Genomic DNA, 14160 nt, shown 5'->3' on the forward strand with positions numbered 1-14160 from the left:
GGGAAATAGGCAAAAATCGAACAAAACAGAGGGTGATAACGCCAAAATCGCGCTTGAATGGCTTTTTTTCGAGTTGAAAAGCGATTCAGCGATAAATCAGGCGTTAATCAGACCCTCCCTAGAAAAGCTCCAAGACATAGGAATCTACACCATCGTAGTCACTGCAAAACTATATCGAGCTCATGATTTACCACACTTTGATATGCTCGTGTCAGGTGCCAATTCCTACTCCTCATGCACGAGAGCAGCAGAATTTATCTCAAATCAGCTTTCCTGCAATCTACAACAAAGCAGTAGGTTCATCATACTGCCAACCCTTAAGTCCTCCAGACAAAAACGTATGAAACCTACCTGAATGTATTGAAAAGGGCGTTGTGTGTCTTAACTTTAAAAAGAAATTCCTCATGGGCATACGGTCACTGTGTCAAGTGCTGTAATTCACTAAATCGGTTAATTAGGCGTGACACGGAATCACTTGAATTCGGTAAATTGATAATACAGCGACATAACGTAGGAAGGACATAAATCCTGGCTTCTATATTGTCACTGAAGATTGATACCTAGATCTGTTAACTGATAGAGAAAATTCTATGAACTCAACAAGTGATTCAACCCAAACTAAAAGCCTCCCTGCACTCGTACCGGGACGCTGGGTACGGCCTAACCTGCTTCCAGTGCTTTTTGGGATCAATGCTGAACAGGCGAGGAAATATCGGGAACGCGGATTTTGGCTGGAGGAGAAGCATTGGCGCTTCGATCCCGTTCGTCGCGTTGTTTATAACCCAGAAGAAATCGCAAACTGGTTTGAGGGAAAGCTGTGACAAAAAAGGACAACTCACTGGTGCTGCCGAAAGGGGTCGAAGTCCACGGCAATAAGCTGCGGATCTCCTTTCAGTATGGTGGTATGCGATGCCGGGAATCTGTTCCCGGCATCGCAAAAATTAACAAGTCGAGTATCGCCTACGCTGAAAATAAACGTACTTTGATACTGACAGAAATTAAAGAAAATCGCTTTGATTACGCGGCACATTTTCCGAATTCGAAAAATGCAAAACTGTTCAGTGGTTGGGGTGGTCCCGACCTGAGCAAGTTGGTTTCGGAATGCGTTGATGAATGGCTTTTGAAGCAAGAGGGAAAACAAGCCCCCTCGACTTACAAGAATTACAAGTCGAAATCAAAACATGTCATAACAAAATGGCCGAAGCGAAAGATCGCTGAGGTAACAAAAACTGAGATCGAACTATTCCAGACTGAACTGCTCCGTAAAGGATTGGCACCAAAAACCGTGAACGATGTTTTCACTGTCGTTCGCGGCATTTGGTCAGATGCGTTCCACGACGGCATTGTCCGAATCAATCCTTTGGAGCGTATCCCAAACGTGGAACGAGATAGAGATCCTGAGTTTGCAGACCCTTTCACTCTGCAGGAACTCGATCGCATCCAATCGGTTAAGACGATGCGCCAGCAAGACATTAACATGGTAATGTTCGCGTGTTGGTGTGGGTTGTCCATATCCGAGTTAATAGCGCTCTCCTGGGACGATGTAGACATGATTGGAGGGGTGATTAAAGTGCGCCGCGCCCACGTTAACGGTGAGTACAAAGTGCCCAAGGAAAAATCGCGCGTACGTGAGGTGGAACTGATAGAACCGGCTAAACAGTGGCTAAAACGTCAACAGGCAGCAACTTATCTGTTGCCGCCCTACATCATCGAGGTCCGCCAGCGTGACAATGTGACAATCAAGGAAGACACGGTTCGGCTGGTGTTCCGCAACGGCCAGAGCAATCAACCGTGGAACAACGCCAGTCTGTATCGGTGGTTTTCCGGCCACCTTCGCAGGGCCAAGGTGCGCCATCGCGGGCCGAACCAATGCCGGCACACATTTGCCAGCCGGATGTTGTCCAACTATATAAGTCTGGAATGGGTGGCCCATCAGCTGGGTCACGTGGACACTACCATGGTGAAGAAACACTACGCTCGCTGGATTCAGTCCGACACACCCAAAATGGCCGCTCAGGTTTCGCAGATGCTCGGGTTTAAAGTGGACGATAACGGACAGGAAAAACCGGATTCTGCCCCAATTCTGCCCCAAAAATGAAAAAAGCCCTGATTTTCTATTTGAAAATCAGGGCTTTAGTATGGCGGAGAGGGAGGGATTCGAACCCTCGATACGCTATTAACGTATACACACTTTCCAGGCGTGCGCCTTCAGCCACTCGGCCACCTCTCCAATAAACTGTTTCAAATCAGCAATGTCGTCGCTCATTTGAGGGCGCAAACTTTAATGGTTTTACGGGCGGTTGGCAACTCCCTTTCCAAAAATTGCAAAAACTTTTTAGCCATCAAGCGGATTTCTGTTTACCGGTTGAAGAGATTCAGGACTATCGTTACAAAGAAAGCCATCAACAAGAGGAACTCACGATGCTGATGAAAGCCGAGCAATCGACACTGCTGCTGATCGATGTTCAGGAGAAACTGATGCCCGCCATAAGCCACGGGGATGAAGTGATAGACCGGTGCACCATACTTGCCACCATTGCAGGGCTGATGGAGGTTCCGGTGCTCGGCACCGAGCAATTGCCGGACAAACTTGGCCATAATATTGAAGCGGTGCGGGAGTTGTGCGACCAGACTCTGGCCAAGCATCATTTTGATGCCTGCCCGGACGGTCTCGTTGACCGGTTACCGGAAGGTCGGCAGCACATTGTCATCGGCGGTTGCGAAACTCATGTCTGCATGATGCAGACTGCCCTGAGCCTGCTTGATGCGGGCTATAAGGTCTGGGTGGTGGCCGATGCGACTGGCTCCCGGAACGAATTCGACCGGGATGTCGCCTTGGATCGGCTGAATGAGAGCGGAGCAAAGATTGTCACGCTCGAAATGGTGGCGTTCGAATGGATGCGCCATTGCAAGCACACCCAATTCAGAAACATCCAGTCACTGATCAAATAAAGCCATCCAGCACGGGAACCATGACGTACAAAATCCATTCAGTCACCGGTGCTTTGAGGTTAGCAATGCTCAACATGGACTTTTCCAGAAAGGTCGTTATACGCACAGCCGAACAGGATTGGGTTCCCAGCCCAGCCGGCGGCGTACTCAGGAAGCCCCTCGCCCGGGAGGAAGCCGAACGAGGCCACGCCACCAGCGTTGTGCGGTATGAGCCCGGCGCCTCTTTCAAGCGACATGAGCACCCCCTCGGCGAGGAAATCCTGGTGCTTGAAGGCGTTTTTTCCGATGAAACGGGTGATTACCCTGCAGGCACCTATTTGCGCAACCCTCCGGGAAGCGGGCATGCCCCGTTCAGCAAGGAGGGCTGCACGCTGCTGGTCAAGTTGCATCAGTTCGACGAACGCGATCAGTCAATCGTTCGCGTAGACACTCACAACACGCGTTGGCTACCCGGTATTGGCGGGCTTGAGGTCATGCCGTTGCACGAGTTCGAGCACGAACATGTAGCCCTGGTTAAGTGGCCCGCCAACGAAGTCTTTCAGCCTCACAGGCACTTCGGGGGCGAGGAAATTTTCGTGCTGTCCGGAGAATTCTGTGATGAGCACGGCCGTTATCCCGAAGGTACCTGGATTCGCAGCCCCCACCTGAGCCAGCACCATCCGTTCGTCGAAAAGGAAACCGTCATCTGGGTTAAAACGGGCCATCTACCAATCCAGGCGTAACAAAAAGGGCCCCAAAGGGCCCTGAAGTGCTAAGAGATCGCCGTGTGCTGCCAGTTGTTTCTGTGGAACGCGCCGTTGCTTGCGACCTCCGATGCCGGGCTGAATCGTGCCTCCTCCCCGGCGGGGACCGCAAACACGTGGTAGGCCTCAGGGCCGAAAGGATCGAGCGCCGTATCAAGGTACTCAAGACTGTCCGGCACCGGCTCTCCCGAGAACGCGACGCGGAACTGCCGCTCCAGAGTTGGCGTGGTCACGCTCAGAGGCTGCTCCACCCAGAGATATACAGCCTTGTGGGGCACGATGTACTCGCTGCGCACCACCCTGTAACCCTCTTTGAGCGTGAGCGTGGTCGACTCTTTGCCCGGTTCGAGACGAAATTTATGGATGGTTTTCATAGCTGCTGCTCCTCATTGGGTTGCTGCCTTTTACAGCTTCATAATGAACAGGAACAGGGCTCGATAAAATAAGCTTTTCTGATCTTTTTACATCGATATTTTCGATGTTACTGGGGTTGTTTGTTGCCCTCGTGGGCTTCAACAATGGCACGCACTCCCTCGTGGGCGGTCTTCCGACCACGAGTAATGGCGAACAGCTCATCCATCACCTCTTCAATCGAGGCAATCCGCTCAACCTGGTACTGTCGGCAGACCTCTGCCCTGATCGCAGTCGGGGCAGCAAACACACCATACCCCTGGCTTCCGAAGACCTTTATCAAGGCACTGTCGTCCACCCGGGCGACCAACTTCATGCGAACTCCATTCAGGGAAAACCAGTTCATCAGGCGCTCGAAATAGGGTGCGCCGGTCGCGTTGGCCAACAGCGGCTGTCCATTGAGGGATTCCGGGAAGCCCTTCTTCAGCTTCTTTGCCAGGTCCGGCGCTGCGAACAGGCTCATGCTGGATCCCGACAACGGATGCACGGTGAGATTGCCCTCTTCCTGGAGCTTTGGCACACGGTCTGTGAGCACCAGGTCCAGCTCTTTGCGCTTCAAGCTCAGAACCAGATCCTCAGTACGGCCGGTCTGGCAGTCCAGCTGGATTGCGCGCTCACCCGCCATGGCGGGCTGCAGAAGTTGGTAGGCAATCAATTTGTGAATGGACGCAGATACACCTGCTCGCAAAGTCAGCGGCCGCTCGGAAGGGTCGAGCCTAAGGGTTTCGGTGAGTTCACCAGTGAGTGCAAAGATCTCGTTGGCATATCCCAGGACAAGACGGCCAAAATCGGTCAGGGCCAGCTTACGGCTTTCCCGGGAAAAGAGGCGACCACCTACCGAAGCTTCAAAGGTGGCCAACTGGCCGCTGAGGGTTTGTGGTGCAAGCTCGAGAACCTCACTGGCGCGGGCAATCGAACCTTCTCGACTGATCACCCAGAAATAATAGAGATGGCGAAGGTTAAGCTGCTCCATCACTCTTTCCGGCTTCGACGGCGTCAGGCGCCCGATCCCGCAACAGCCAAATCCCCATCAGCAGCCCGTGCAGAATAAGGAACGGCACCGCAACCATAACCAGCCCGCCCCAACCCAGCCAGCTCAGTATCGCGCCTGCAGACAGCGCAGCTGTAGCCTGGGCACCGAACACCATGATGTCGTTCAGGCCCTGAACCCGGAATCGCTCCGAATCCCGGTAGCCACCAGGCAAGAGCGTGGTGCCGCCGACAAAGAGAAAATTCCAGCCAATACCCAGTAACAACAGGGCGGAAAGGTAGTGGTGGAAACTGATGCCGCTGGCTGCGAGGACAATGCAGCCAAGATAGGCCAGCAGCCCTGCCGCCATCATCAGCGGTATACCCACCACACGGGTCAGCCAGCCACTGATCAGAGACGGAAGATACATGGCCATAATATGAAGCTGTATAACGCGCTTGGCATCATCAAGGTCGTGACCGGCCATCTCAGTCATACTGAGTGGCGTTGCTGTCATGATGAAACTCATCACAGCGTAACCGATAGCTGCACCGCTGATCGCCACCCATACCAGTGGGTTGGCCAGAATCTCCCTTAACGGGCGGCCTCCCCCCGGCCGGGCTTCCTGAACCCGTTCGCCCCGGGCCCGATAGCCAACGCCAAGAATCAGCAGGGCACCACCCTGCACGACCGCCAGACCAACCCAACTGATCAGAAATGGATGCTGCTCGGCCGCGCCACTGCCCAAACCAGCCACTTCTGGCCCAAGCCAGGCCGCCACCAGACCTCCCAGTAGCACCCGAGCTGCGGCAGACCCCGCCATGGCCGATGGCACAGACTCCATGGCCGCAAACCGATATTGGTGAACAACCGCCAGCCCGGTGCCGCCAACGACGGCAGCAAGGCACAATAACGAGAACAAGCCAGACCAGGACGCCAGCGCACCCAAAACGCCCGCCACGATGCCCATGACTGCACCTAGCAGCATGACTCGCTTTCGCCCTACCCGCTCCATCAGCCAGGTGGCCGGTTTGATTGCCAATACCGTACCCACAACCACCAAGCCAACCGGCAGGGTTGCGTACTCTGCCGCCGGTGCGAGCAAGCGCCCTTGAATACTGCCGATAAATACGATGAAGGGGGCGGTGCACATGGCCAGTGCCTGAGCGGCGACCAATATCCAGACGTTCATTGGCATGATTTACTTCTTCCGGTAAATGATGCCGGGGTGGCACTGCACCATCTCATAAAGATCCGGCAGACCATTCAGGGATTCCGATGCCCCCAATATCAGATAGCCGCCCGGGTTGAGCGCCCCGTGCAGACGGGTGAGAATGTCCTTTTTGAGGTCTGCAGAAAAATAGATGAGCACATTACGGCATAGAATGATGTCAAACTTCCCGAGCATGTAGCGCTCCAGGAGGTTCAGCTCCTTGAACTCCACCATGGCTTTGATCTGGGGGCTGATCTGCCAACCACCGTTCAGAGACGGCTTGAAGAAGTGCTTCTGGCGCTCCGGTGACAGCCCGCGCCCAATCGCGATCATCTCGTACTCGCCCCTGCGAGCAACCTCCAGGACGCTTTTCGAAATATCTGTCGCGGTGATCTTCACATCCCTTAGCTTACCGGGACGCGTACGCCGGAATTCATCCACCACCATTGAGACCGAGTAGGGCTCCTGCCCGGTGGAACACGCAGCGGACCAGACCCGCAAGGGCTGCAGAGACTTGCGTTCTTCGAACTCTGGCAGCAGCTTATCCTGGAGAATTCTGAATGGGTGATTGTCTCGAAACCACAGCGTCTCGTTTGTGGTCATCGCATCAATAACCACTTCCCTCAGACTGGTGCGGCCGGGCCGTTTCAGACGCCCTAGCAATTCACCCAGGGAGTTCAGGCTGTTTTCCTCAAGAATCCGGCGCAGACGGCTTTTCACCAGATACTGTTTATTGTCTCCCAGCAGAATGCCACACGCATCCTGCAGGAACGTTTTGAATTCTTCGTATTCCTGGGGCGTTATATCCGCTTTCATTGGATCTCTATTGTGGGTAGATCTGTTAACCGGCGCATCAATGCTGATCGATCACTTCCATCACGCGCTCGGCCAGCTCATCAGGGCTGAATTTTGCCATAAAATCATCTGCACCCACCTTTTGAACCATGGCGCGGTTAAACACACCGCTCAATGATGTGTGCAGCATGATGAAAACATCTTTCAGGGCCGGGTCTTCCTTGATCCTGGTGACCAGGGTGTAACCATCCATTTCCGGCATTTCAACGTCGGAAATAATCAGCGACAAATGATCCCGCGCTTTGCTGCCGTCCTGAGTGATTTCCTTCAAATATTTGAGGGCCTGCTTACCGTCGTTATGAGTAACAACCTCCATCCCGATCGCGGTCAGGCAACGCTGGATCTGCCGGCGAGCAACAGCTGAATCATCAACCACGAGCACCGGAAGATGGCCGGGGATACGCTCGGCGCTTTTTGCAACAAGCTCCTCAGTGACATCTTCCCGAAGCGGAGAAACCTCTGAAAGAATCTTCTCCACATCAATGATTTCTATTAATTTATCTTCTATCCGCGTAACCGCTGTCAGGTAAACATCTCTGCCTGCACCCTTGGGCGGCGGCACGATGTCTTCCCAGTTCATGTTCATAATGCGATCCACGCTCGACACCAGAAAGCCCTGGGTTTTCCGGTTGTACTCGGTGATGATCACAAAGCTGGTCGCCAACTGCTCCTGAGGAATGCCAGGCAAGCCAATCGCCATGCTCAGGTCAATAATCGGGATGGTCTCGCCGCGAATGTGTGACACGCCGCGAACCACATGGCGACTGTTCGGTATTGAGGACAGCTTCGGGCACTGTAAAACCTCTTTCACCTTGAACACGTTGATGCCGTATACCTGTTTGCTGCGCAGCCGGAACAGCAGTAACTCAAGCCGGTTCTGACCGACCAGCTGGGTTCGCTGATTAACGCTGTCTAATACCCCTGCCATGATGTTTCACTCCTGGCGCGCCGAAGCCGGCATCAAAATTGCTTACAATCCACAAAGCGTGGTTTTCGCGCAAGCGGGCCAAATAATTGGCAACCTGCGGTTATCAATCTTTAACGACCGCAACGCCATTTCCTTAACCCGATTGCCATAAACATGCACTTAACAACAGCATAGGATAAAGCGACACAGATGCGAATCATCTTTTTAGCCACCTTATGCCTCTTTACCAGTTTGCCAGTACTGGCCGGGGATGCAACAACGGCGAGCGATATACGACGAATTGCCGACCAGTTTCTGGAGCAATGGGCCGCCAGCCAATCCGAAACCGGTTACCGGATCGAATATAGCGTCGGGAACATTGACAGCCGACTCTCACTTGCGCCTTGCGACGGCAAACCCGCGCTCGGTTTTGCCAGCGAGCCACTGGAAACCACCACGCCGTCAGTACTGGTCACCTGCGAGGGCAAACGCCCCTGGAGGATGTATGTGACCGCCAGCGTTGAAGTATACGGCACCGCTCTTGTCGCCGCCCGCCCGTTGGCGAGAGGTGAACGCTTGTCGGGCAGCGCCGTTGCATCACGCCAGGTACAGATCAACGCCAGCCACCGGGGCGTGCTGAATGACCCTGAAGCCGTATCAGGCATGATGGTTCGCAGATCGGTGAGAACCGGCACCCTGATAACACCAGATCTGCTCGAAGCGCCCAATGCCATCGAACGGGGTGACCATGTTATTATCGTCGCCCGCACTGGGTCCTTTTCGGTCAGCTCCAGGGGCAAGGCACTGGCCAGCGCCGGAATTGGTGAGCAGGTGATGGTGGAAAATCTCCGCTCGTCCCGCACGGTGAGAGCGACGGCAGTCGCGCCAGGCCGGGTAGAAATTCCCATGTAATTCTGCCCACCCCAGCCGCCGGAATTTTTTTTCCGGATTGGACTAAAGTACGGCAACACTTTGCCGATAAGTAGACATAAACCCGAATCCGCCACACCTTCAGTGTGGCCCCAGGCAAGCAGGTAACCTTATGTCAGTTGACTTAAATGGAATTGGCCCAGGCCAGGTCAACACCACCAGAACCACGGCCGATAAATCAACCGGCAGCCAGAGTACGCCTTCGACTGCCGGCGAGCAGGCAAAGGCCCAGAGCCCTGCTGCTCGCGGTGAAAGCGTCAGCCTCAGCAACCAGGCCAAAAACCTGAAGCAGCTGGAACAGAAACTTGGCGACTACCCTGAAATGGATGACGATCGCATTGCGCAGATTCGCTCTGCACTTGAAAGTGGCACCTACAAGATTGATGCAGAGAAACTGGCCCAGAAAATGCTTGAGATGGATAACAGCATTTTTGGGTGAGTAAGACATGGCCGCAATCGATGAGTTGAAGACCCTGCTTTCAGAAGACATCCGCCAGCTTGAAACACTGGCGGAGCTTCTCCACCGGGAAAAACAGGTATTGTCATCTCAGGATGTCAAACCCCTCCAGATTATCACCGAACAAAAGAACCACGTTCTGAGTGACATTCGCGAGCGTGCGCGGCAGAAAATCCGCCTCCTGGTCAGTATGGGCTACCGCCCGGATAGCGGCGAGCCGTCGCGCTTTATCCGTGCTGGCGGCATGGACGACCTGTACCAACTCTGGAAAACCGCCGATCAGAAACTCCGTGAGTGTCAGTCCGCCAACCAGAATAATGGTCGCGTCGTCGGGCACCTGCAAAAGAGGCTGACCCGGATAACAGACATCTTCCGCGGTGCCTCGGCACAGCAGAAGCTTTACGGCGCCCAGGGCCAGCAAACCAGCGTATCCAGCAGAACCATTCTCGCGAGCGCCTGACACCCGCTCCGAAATCAAAAATGCCCGGCATTCTGTGCCGGGCATTTTTTGGTTAGAGCAATCGTTCAGCGAGTGTAGATCGTCATCTGGGAATCCGGATGGAAGCGGATATTCTGGATGCTGATATTACCCATGGACGGCGTTTGACCACCCATCACTCGGATATTATCCATGCGAATTTCCTCGATTCGCTCCGGCATAGCCAGGCGAAGCGCGCCGTCGTCACGAATCGAATATCGCGCCTCCCCTTCACGGTAATGTACCCCGGTAATGCTGAGATCCGAATCCAGAAAGCTGAGAACCGGAACAAAAACGTTGGCGGCGAGGCGAATGCCTTCTACGGCATCCAGACCGGCGGTATCCGGGTCAGTTATATCACCCGCTTCTGCCCGCTCCGGCATGGATGCCACCGTGCTGATACGGTCGAGAAGATTAACGCCACTCTGAGCCGATACGTTGGACATTTCATCTTCCGACAGCGGCGCAAAACCACTGGACTCATACAACTGGCCGGCTTCCGCGGTGGCCGCAGAATCGGTCGAAGTATTGCTTGTCGCCGCGAAAGACACCAACGGCTGGAACGGCAATGCCACCACAGCAACCAGTGCAGCCGCATTACGATAACGGGACTGATGCTTGAGCACTCGGTGCAGTTCTTTCTCGGTAATCCATCCTGCGGAAACCAATACCTCACCGAGCCGCAGCCCCGAAGAGCGCTGCGCATGCAGAGCTTCTTCCAGTTGGCCCTCAGAAAGATAGCCACGGTTAATCAGCAGCCGGCCAAGGCGTGACTTCTCTTCAAATCCTTGATGGACTTTCACTAGACCTCTCCTGTGTTCACAATGAACACCGCACAACTCAGCTCGGTATTTCGGTTTATCCGTTCAATATAGCCCAAGACTAGCCGAGTGCTGCCCCACATGCTGTTTGTATTTGCTCTTATCGGGGTAAGGATCTGTTAAGATCGTGCACTGTTTTGTAGCTAACCTGATTATGTCAGGAATTCAGACACTGATTAAAACAGCGAGCACCATTGAAATGACAAATTCCGTGAAAATCCCCCCGTTTGTGATGTCTGTCGCGTTTATCGTCATGTCCATCCTGTTCCTGTCTGGTCAAGCCCAGGCAGAGACCAACAGTGAACTGCCGAAAGTGCGCTTTGTAACGTCGGAAGGCGCTTTCGAGCTTCAACTTCGACCAGACGTCGCCCCCGAAACTGTGGAAAATTTCCTGGGCTACGTTGAAGACGGCTTTTATGACGCCACCATTTTCCACCGTGTTATTTCGGGTTTCATGATACAGGGCGGCGGGTTTACAGCCGACATGGCTCAAAAGCCGACCAACGCACCTATCAAGAATGAAGGCAGCCAAACCCTGCCCAACCTGCGCGGCACCATTGCCATGGCCCGCACCAGCAATCCGGATTCAGCAACCTCACAGTTCTTCATCAATGTTGCCGACAATGACTTTCTCAACGCCGGTGTGCGTGGTGCGGGTTATGCGGTGTTCGGCAAGGTCACCGATGGCATGGGCGTTGTAGACCGAATCGCATCTGTCGAAACCGGTCGCAAACGTGGCATGGCAGACGTACCGGTTAAACCGGTAGTGATCGAAAGCGTTACAATGCTGAGCGCCGAAGACTGATCACTATGGACCAGCGTGTGAACCCGCCGGCCACAGAGCCGGCGGATTTAATCTGGCGGGAGGGTGTTCCTGAGTCGGCGCGTTTCGGCGACGTGTACTTCAATCGTGAAAACGGGCTGTCTGAATCCCGGTACGTGTTCCTCGAGCCAAACAATCTGCCAGACCGGTTCACCAACCTGCACAGCAACGAGCATTTCGTCATTGCAGAAACCGGCTTCGGAACCGGCCTGAATTTTCTTGTCACCTGGTCTGCATGGCGGAAGTGTCGACCGGAAAATAGCAGCATTCTGCACTTTGTGTCGGTTGAACGCTTTCCACTGCCCCAGGAAGATCTGCGTAAGGCGTTCGAACTTTGGCCGGAGCTGGCCTCACTGGCCGATGAACTGCTCACACAGTACCCCCACCTGATAAAAGGGACCCACCGCCTGGTATTCGACGGCGGCCGGGTTCGCCTCACCCTGAGCTTCGGCGATCTGCTCAGCGCCCTGAGCAACCACTCCTTCCAGGCCGACGCCTGGTACCTGGATGGCTTTGACCCCTCGCTCAACCCGGAGATGTGGACTGATGACGCCATTAAACGGGTCAGAGAACACAGCAAGCCCGGCACCACTCTCGCCACGTTTACGGCGGTTAGCCGAATCCGGAAGGCTCTGGAAACAAACGGTTTCTCCGTACAAAAACGGCCCGGTTTTGGCCGCAAACGGGAAATGCTGACGGCGAACATAAGCTCTGGTGCCCACACATTGGAAGTTCCGGCTGTTGAGAGGGTTACTATTATCGGAGCCGGAATTGCCGGCTCTCTGCTGGCACGCAATCTTGCCGAACGTGGCATTCCGGTGCTGCTGATTGACCAGGCGAGCGCCCCTGGCGCAGCAGCGTCCGGCAACCCCCAGGGTGCGCTCTACGCCAAACTTGGCATCGAATACAACGCTCAGGCCGAACTGGCCGCAACCGCACTGAGCTTCAGCCAACGCTACTACCGGCCATGGCAGTCCGACTTCTGGCATCCTACCGGCCTGCTTCAGCTGGCCACCACGGATCAGGAAGTGGCTCGACAACAACGGTTTTGTCAGCGTAACCGGTACCCCGAAGCCTTTCTGACTCCCGTCGATGCCCGGAAGGCGTCGGCCCTGGCCGGCATCGAGATTAAGGCACCCGGGCTGTGGTTTCCCGGTTCCGGCTGGCTGGAGCCATCCAAAGCCTGTCAGACGCTGGCCGACCACCCGCTGATTGACGCCCACTTTAACGTCAGCGTTGCCCTTGTTGAGCCTGACGACGGGCTCTGGCGCATTCACGACAGTCGCGGCGGCACCCATACCACGAGCCGCCTTGTTATTGCCTGTGGCCACAACACCGCCGAGGTAGCCCCCGTTACCGGCGAATTACGCCTGAAGCCTATCCGGGGCCAAATTACCTGCCTGCCGGAATCGGGCCTGAACCTGCCAGACACCGTTATCTGCGGGTCCAAATACCTGAACCCCGCCAGCAACGGGCAAGCGGTCATCGGCGCTACCTTCGACCTGAAAAGCGACAATCCTCTGCCCACGCCCGAAGGCCATCAAGAGAATCTGGACGAACTGTTCCGGATGCTGCCCTCGCTCAGTTCCGACAGGGCGCCGGAACCAGACTCCATGGCTGGCCGGGTTGCCTTTCGCTGCACCACACACGACTATCAACCGGTGTCGGGACCACTGCATACGCCAGCAGGCGACGAGGTAAAGGGCGTCTTCCTGTTTACTGGCCTGGGCAGCAAGGGCCTGGTTTGGGCTCCACTACTCGCGGAGTTCCTTGCCGACCAGATCACCGGCCAGCCGGCCTGTTTGCCCGACTACCTGGCCCGACGCGTCGAAACGCGACGCCTGTACCGGAAGACTGATGCATGATGGCAATAAACTCTCTCTGAAGTTATTGGCTATTCGGCCGATAACTCGTTTATGTGAGGCCTCGCAGCGAATGCGAAGGTCCGTTTCAAGGGGTGTTCCATGTCAATTCACGTCAGCGAGCCGGGGCGACCGGTAGGTACGCGGCTGCCGGAGATTTTCCGAAACCGACGGGTGGGTGATGTAACGGAGCTGACAGAATCCAGCGCCATCTCAACAGATCACAGTGAAGCAACCGACGCCGAATTCCAGCAAGCCGCTAACAGTGGCAGGTACCGTGCTTTGCAGGAGTATGGTGCAGCCGGGGCTGGGGAACGCAGGGAAGAAAGGGTGTATTTGCCGGTTTCGGAAATCTGCTCGCCGGCCCAGTATTCCGTACCGGCTTACGTAACGATGAGCCAGGCCCTGTCGGCCATGGAAGACAACGGCGTACATCACCTCGTGGTGTTATCAGACGACAACGTAGCCGGGCTAATCGATCTGCGATGGCTTTTAACCTGGGTGCACGAGCACTCCGCTGAAGCTGACAGCCAGAGCCTTATGCACGTTGAACTGCCGGCGTTCCTGACCGCTTCGCCGGAAACAGACGCTCATCAACTTGCACGATTAATGCTCGCACACCGCCTGAACGCGGCGCTTGTTGTCGACGGCCGCGGCAAGCCGACGGGTATCGTGACCAGCACGGATTACCTCAAGCTGTATGCCAACGCCAGCCGGCACGAAGGATCGGTTTAGACC

General features: G+C 55.0%; 17 protein-coding genes and 1 tRNA gene. 11 read left to right on the forward strand and 7 right to left on the reverse strand.

The annotated features are described in order from the left end of the window. From QPL95_RS15950 to QPL95_RS15960, 3 genes are all read left to right on the forward strand, one after another. A partial coding sequence (locus tag QPL95_RS15950) for a hypothetical protein (RefSeq protein ID WP_303291927.1) occupies window positions 1-355 on the forward strand: 355 nt, incomplete at its 5' end. A gap of 235 nt (window positions 356-590) precedes the next feature. Beyond that, window positions 591-821, forward strand: coding sequence for a DNA-binding protein (locus QPL95_RS15955; protein ID WP_273044072.1), 231 nt, complete (start codon window positions 591-593; stop codon window positions 819-821). Continuing rightward, window positions 818-2098: a DUF3596 domain-containing protein gene (locus QPL95_RS15960; RefSeq protein ID WP_303291928.1), complete on the forward strand. Its 1281-nt coding sequence runs from the start codon at window positions 818-820 to the stop codon at window positions 2096-2098. Before QPL95_RS15955 ends, QPL95_RS15960 begins: the two co-directional genes overlap by 4 nt. Window positions 2099-2139: 41 nt before the next feature. On the opposite strand, the gene QPL95_RS15965 is transcribed toward QPL95_RS15960, so the two are convergent. After that, window positions 2140-2230 (reverse strand) — tRNA-Ser (locus QPL95_RS15965). A 191-nt stretch (window positions 2231-2421) separates the two neighbouring features. Between QPL95_RS15965 and QPL95_RS15970 the strand changes: the two genes are divergently transcribed. Both QPL95_RS15970 and QPL95_RS15975 read left to right on the forward strand, forming a co-directional pair. Further along, entirely contained in the window at window positions 2422-2952 is a 531-nt protein-coding gene (locus QPL95_RS15970) for an isochorismatase family protein (RefSeq protein ID WP_303291929.1), read from the forward strand. Window positions 2953-3017: 65 nt separating this feature from the next. Further along, a complete protein-coding gene (locus tag QPL95_RS15975) occupies window positions 3018-3674 on the forward strand; it encodes a cupin domain-containing protein (protein WP_303292026.1) in 657 nt (218 codons plus the stop codon). 29 nt (window positions 3675-3703) lie between these two features. Here the strand turns inward: QPL95_RS15975 and QPL95_RS15980 are convergent, their stop codons facing one another. The 5 genes from QPL95_RS15980 to QPL95_RS16000 all read right to left on the reverse strand — a co-directional run bounded on the left by QPL95_RS15980 (window position 3704) and on the right by QPL95_RS16000 (window position 8072). Next, a complete protein-coding gene (locus QPL95_RS15980; protein ID WP_303291930.1) occupies window positions 3704-4069 on the reverse strand; it encodes a hypothetical protein in 366 nt (121 codons plus the stop codon). A 107-nt stretch (window positions 4070-4176) separates the two neighbouring features. Further along, window positions 4177-5079, reverse strand: a complete 903-nt coding sequence (locus tag QPL95_RS15985; protein ID WP_303291931.1) for a LysR family transcriptional regulator — start codon at window positions 5077-5079, stop codon at window positions 4177-4179. Further along, the gene (locus QPL95_RS15990; protein WP_303291932.1) at window positions 5066-6274 is read right to left on the reverse strand and encodes an MFS transporter; all 1209 of its coding nucleotides are present in this window, start codon (window positions 6272-6274) and stop codon (window positions 5066-5068) included. The genes QPL95_RS15985 and QPL95_RS15990 overlap by 14 nt, the downstream gene beginning before the upstream one ends. 3 nt (window positions 6275-6277) lie before the next feature. Continuing rightward, complete coding sequence (locus QPL95_RS15995) at window positions 6278-7105, reverse strand: protein-glutamate O-methyltransferase CheR (RefSeq protein WP_303291933.1); 828 nt, start codon at window positions 7103-7105, stop codon at window positions 6278-6280. Window positions 7106-7142: 37 nt separating this feature from the next. Then, window positions 7143-8072 carry a chemotaxis protein CheV gene (locus QPL95_RS16000; protein ID WP_303291934.1) on the reverse strand — a complete coding sequence of 310 codons (930 nt, stop codon included), beginning with the start codon at window positions 8070-8072 and terminating at the stop codon, window positions 7143-7145. Between the two features lie 189 nt (window positions 8073-8261). Here QPL95_RS16000 and flgA point away from each other — a divergent pair, with 189 nt between their 5' ends. From flgA to QPL95_RS16015, 3 genes are all read left to right on the forward strand, one after another. Continuing rightward, window positions 8262-8963: a flagellar basal body P-ring formation chaperone FlgA gene (flgA, locus tag QPL95_RS16005; protein ID WP_303291935.1), complete on the forward strand. Its 702-nt coding sequence runs from the start codon at window positions 8262-8264 to the stop codon at window positions 8961-8963. A 130-nt stretch (window positions 8964-9093) separates the two neighbouring features. Beyond that, complete coding sequence (gene flgM / locus QPL95_RS16010) at window positions 9094-9420, forward strand: flagellar biosynthesis anti-sigma factor FlgM (RefSeq protein WP_303291936.1); 327 nt, start codon at window positions 9094-9096, stop codon at window positions 9418-9420. A gap of 7 nt (window positions 9421-9427) precedes the next feature. Beyond that, window positions 9428-9898 (forward strand): flagella synthesis protein FlgN, encoded by a 471-nt coding sequence (locus QPL95_RS16015; protein ID WP_303291937.1) that lies wholly within the window; start codon window positions 9428-9430, stop codon window positions 9896-9898. A 65-nt stretch (window positions 9899-9963) separates the two neighbouring features. Here the strand turns inward: QPL95_RS16015 and QPL95_RS16020 are convergent, their stop codons facing one another. After that, entirely contained in the window at window positions 9964-10719 is a 756-nt protein-coding gene (locus QPL95_RS16020; protein WP_303291938.1) for a pilus assembly protein PilB, read from the reverse strand. Window positions 10720-10936: 217 nt separating this feature from the next. Here QPL95_RS16020 and QPL95_RS16025 point away from each other — a divergent pair, with 217 nt between their 5' ends. The 3 genes from QPL95_RS16025 (at window position 10937) to QPL95_RS16035 (ending at window position 14157) form a co-directional block, all read left to right on the forward strand. Next, on the forward strand, window positions 10937-11542 hold the full coding sequence (locus QPL95_RS16025) for a peptidylprolyl isomerase (protein ID WP_303292027.1): 606 nt from the start codon (window positions 10937-10939) through the stop codon (window positions 11540-11542). 5 nt (window positions 11543-11547) lie between these two features. Further along, window positions 11548-13425 carry a bifunctional tRNA (5-methylaminomethyl-2-thiouridine)(34)-methyltransferase MnmD/FAD-dependent 5-carboxymethylaminomethyl-2-thiouridine(34) oxidoreductase MnmC gene (gene mnmC, locus QPL95_RS16030; protein WP_303291939.1) on the forward strand — a complete coding sequence of 626 codons (1878 nt, stop codon included), beginning with the start codon at window positions 11548-11550 and terminating at the stop codon, window positions 13423-13425. 99 nt (window positions 13426-13524) lie between these two features. After that, on the forward strand, window positions 13525-14157 hold the full coding sequence (locus QPL95_RS16035) for a CBS domain-containing protein (RefSeq protein WP_303291940.1): 633 nt from the start codon (window positions 13525-13527) through the stop codon (window positions 14155-14157). The last annotated feature ends 3 nt before the right edge of the window (window positions 14158-14160 follow it).

It is taken from the genome of Marinobacter sp. SS5-14b, from assembly GCF_030541005.1.
In the GTDB taxonomy this organism is placed as follows: domain Bacteria; phylum Pseudomonadota; class Gammaproteobacteria; order Pseudomonadales; family Oleiphilaceae; genus Marinobacter.